This is a genomic window from Methanosalsum natronophilum (assembly GCF_024808815.1).
In the GTDB taxonomy this organism is placed as follows: domain Archaea; phylum Halobacteriota; class Methanosarcinia; order Methanosarcinales; family Methanosarcinaceae; genus Methanosalsum; species Methanosalsum natronophilum.
Genome location: NZ_JANUCS010000034.1, coordinates 1 through 3,559 on the forward strand (window position 1 = coordinate 1; position 3,559 = coordinate 3,559).

The 3,559-nt window shown below is 38.3% G+C and carries 5 protein-coding genes; all 5 read left to right on the forward strand.

Features of this window, described 5'->3' with window-relative positions:
* Positions 1-777 (forward strand): hypothetical protein (locus tag J2T59_RS10095; RefSeq protein ID WP_259135814.1); only part of this gene is annotated, 777 nt, incomplete at its 5' end.
* Entirely contained in the window at positions 774-1,109 is a 336-nt protein-coding gene (locus J2T59_RS10100) for a hypothetical protein (protein ID WP_259135815.1), read from the forward strand. The genes J2T59_RS10095 and J2T59_RS10100, both read left to right, overlap by 4 nt.
* Positions 1,106-2,530 (forward strand): hypothetical protein, encoded by a 1,425-nt coding sequence (locus J2T59_RS10105; protein WP_259135816.1) that lies wholly within the window; start codon positions 1,106-1,108, stop codon positions 2,528-2,530. The genes J2T59_RS10100 and J2T59_RS10105 overlap by 4 nt, the downstream gene beginning before the upstream one ends.
* Positions 2,531-2,532: 2 nt before the next feature.
* Positions 2,533-3,174 carry a hypothetical protein gene (locus J2T59_RS10110; protein ID WP_259135817.1) on the forward strand — a complete coding sequence of 214 codons (642 nt, stop codon included), beginning with the start codon at positions 2,533-2,535 and terminating at the stop codon, positions 3,172-3,174.
* 96 nt (positions 3,175-3,270) lie between these two features.
* Positions 3,271-3,559: hypothetical protein (locus J2T59_RS10115; protein WP_259135818.1), on the forward strand; the 289-nt coding region annotated here is incomplete at its 3' end.

Sequence of the window (3,559 nt, forward strand, 5' to 3'; positions counted from 1 at the left end):
GTATTCACTGCGCTCGCAGCTGCACTTGGACCCGTATTAATGGTCTTAGGTCCCATGATTGCAAGTATTGGGTCTCTAATAACAGCGATTGGTGCTGCTGGGGGTTTAACTGCGATCATCTCAGGTGCTACGGCTGCACTGGGTGGTCTAATAGCAGCCATTAGTCCCATTTTGATACCATTAGCTGCACTTGTTGCACTAATAGCTGCTGTATATCTTACATGGAAACATTGGGATCAGATCACAGATATTATTGCTGAGGTTTTCAAGAATGTGAAAGATACTGTATCTGGTATTAAGGAACAGTTGAGTTCGGTAATTAATTCATTTAAGGTCATGTTCAATGACCTGTTGGATTTCAGTTTATATGATGCTGGTAAGAATTTGATCCATACATTAGTTCAGGGTATTAAGAGTGTGATCCATGAACCTTACAATGTAGTAAGAGATGGTGTAAGTGAAATTAGAGACCTTTTACCATTCAGTCCAGCAAAAGAAGGACCTTTAAGAAAATTACCTAACTGGGACTCGTACCTATCTACACCTATCAATAGATCAATACAAAATATGAACACTGGTCTGACAAAGGGTCTCCAGACAGTTGTGAATAACGTTAATAACCCCAATACAACAACCACAACTACAACCAATCATTTCGCAGGGGAAGAATATACTATCCAGAACGTTAACTTGGCATCAGATTACCCTTTTGAAACCTTTGTACGTGACCTTGAACGGTATAATAGTCAGAAAAGAATACAGAGAGGCATTCTATGAACGTAACTTTTGATGGACTGCCGATCTCTGTATTAAGAGAACACGAGATTGTAGTGAGTGCACCATTCTCCGAAACGATACTCTTGTCAGGTAAAGTATCAATCCAAGCATTGCCTGAGAAACGATTTGCACGTTCATATGAATGTTATACTGAAGATATAAACGAAATATCTAATCTATTAACTAAACTTGGGAGTGCAGGTGATCTGGTGATCGATTCTGAAACTTATTCTAATTGTTACATTCAACCACCCTTCACCTACAAAGAGATCATTGGTGGAAGTGGCAAGTACACATACACAATTAATTTTGTCCGGGATGATTCGATATGATAACTGATCTCAAGACCACCAGTATCAAGATCACAAAAAGTATCTATGATGATCTCTGGCAATTCACAGCTGAGATTGATAAAAGTGATGCACCACCGTGGTGGCATCCAGTCGAGATTACTGTACCTGATCATCAGCAAAACGATCAAACTATCTTTAAAGGTCTTGTGCCAGGCAGTACATATGTCTTTGAACCACTCGGTAATAAAACAACGGCTGTTGGATATGATATGGGATGGTACCTCACTCAACAGTTCATTCAACCAGAATATCAGAACTTTGGGTTAGATGATGTAGGTGCACAACATTGGAGAGATGTTATCATTGAATTGTTGGGTGGTGACAATAATTGGGAACATGAAACTGGAATAGAACCGTTCAGGATGGATACGGGTGGCGGTGATCATGATAAGAGGTTCAGTTTTCCTTCAAGAACAACTAAAATGAAAGTGATTGAAGAAATTGCGAACCATTGTAATTACATATTCGAGATAAAACCTAGATGGACTGGTCATGAATGGATCAGTTCAGCCTATTTCATTCCACATAATGAAGTTGACAGTGCAGGCAGTCCATCAGACTTCAATTTACCTGCACCCATTACCATAACCAATCCTGACCCTCATTTAATCTCCATAAATATGGTAGATGACCTTGGAACAAATAGATATAACCGAATTATTGTGAGAGGTCATGATAAGAACGGGAATTGGTTCACGGGCATTCAGGAGAGTCCAAATGTAACTTCAGGGGAAGCTATACCTCGTGAATATTATGAAGAGTCGAGTGAACATGATACACAATCAAAATGTGATATTAGAGCACATGACCTGTACGCTCTTTACAATATTGTATCAAAGATCCTTAATGTCACTTTCAAAGATAGGACCGACCTTAGATTATATCAGAAGATCAAGTTTGAAGGGTATCATACTGCTCTTGATATCTCTGAAGAACATTACCGTATAACTGAGATCAGTTATGAACTAACTCCTGCTAAAACTCTGGTACATATTACCTGTAGTCCTGATAGGTTAGATCGACAAAGTTGGTATCGCGAAGTTGGCAGACCTGATATGGTAGGTGAGACTGAGATCATTGCAACCAATATAACCAACCGTATTCCTGGAAGTGAGGTAGGTAAAGTTGTTCACGAGAATGAAGGACAAGCTCTTGTTCAATTGGAAAAAGGAGGTTTTATTGAAGCAAGGTGTATTGAATCCAATATTAGTTCTGATGATACTGTTTTTGCACAAGCACAGAAAGATGGGAGTTATGTTATCTCAAGTGGAAACAATGGGGCTCAGTTCAGTCCAGCACCATCTGACCTTGATATGCAAGATCACAAGATACTCAGTACTACCGGAGATCTAACCTTCAAAGTTACTGGTGAAAATAGGATCATTTTTAGGAGAGATTGAAATTGTTAGGCCATATTTCTAGTAGTTCTCAAGATATTGTTTATGTGAGTGTGAGGCCAGAAACAGGGCATTACCTGGAGACAATTAATGGTGGTACTGAATCAAATAAACAAATAAATGGTACTTTTGGTCAACAGTTCAGTGCAGGATCATGGTTTAGCAGAATTGTTGTAAAGATAAGAAGTGGTGGTGATCATGACCTGATACTGAGATTATTTGATACTCCTCATAAAAACAAGATATATCATGAAGCTGTGTTCAGGGATATTGGACAGGACCGAGTACTCCATTTAGTGTTCGAGCCGTTAGAACCAGGTGAATATTACTGGGAAATTGATACTAATAACCAAGCGATCCAACCATATATTCAGACTGAATCTACATTTGGGGGAGTATGGGAGAACGGAGAACCCGTCCTTGATCATTCATTTAAGAGCAAGGTAATGTATTGCACTAATGAACCCGTGTTAAGAGCAGTTGCTGTTGACGGTGATCCTGTAGATAACGGTGCAGCTCACATTAATTCTACTACTGAACTTGGTGCAGTGAACACTGGTATTGTGGAGAAGAATATCTGTAGAAACAATGATCCCACGAGTACCGGTGGTAAGGTATTAACAGGTTCATGGTATTTAGAGCTTTAAATATATTTATTATTTGATGTATAATATATAGTATATAATAGATCATGTTTTATAAATAATATATAAAAAATTATATTTTATGAAGGAGTTAATTAAATGGGGTTTTCAAGTGGAACTAAGGTATTACCTGATATAATAGATGATATAGCAGACGGACTGATAAACAGTTCAGCTAATTGGACTGAAGGTGATTCTAGCTGGGATACCAGTGATAGATCAATGACAAACAATGCAAGAAGGTGTTTAAAGTATACCGGAGATACTCATGATATTTTTATAGCTTTGGAAACAATCAACCAAACCAATGGATTGAATCATTACAGTTCAAGACGGTCAAAAGGTTTGAGGGTAACTTTTTCAGCTGGTTGGGATTATAGTTCTAATA

Coding starts and splice junctions, on each gene's coding strand:
- J2T59_RS10105 (WP_259135816.1), top strand. CDS start 1,106: ATGATAACTGATCTCAAGACCACCAGTATCAAGATCACAAAAAGTATC.
- J2T59_RS10100 (WP_259135815.1), top strand. CDS start 774: ATGAACGTAACTTTTGATGGACTGCCGATCTCTGTATTAAGAGAACAC.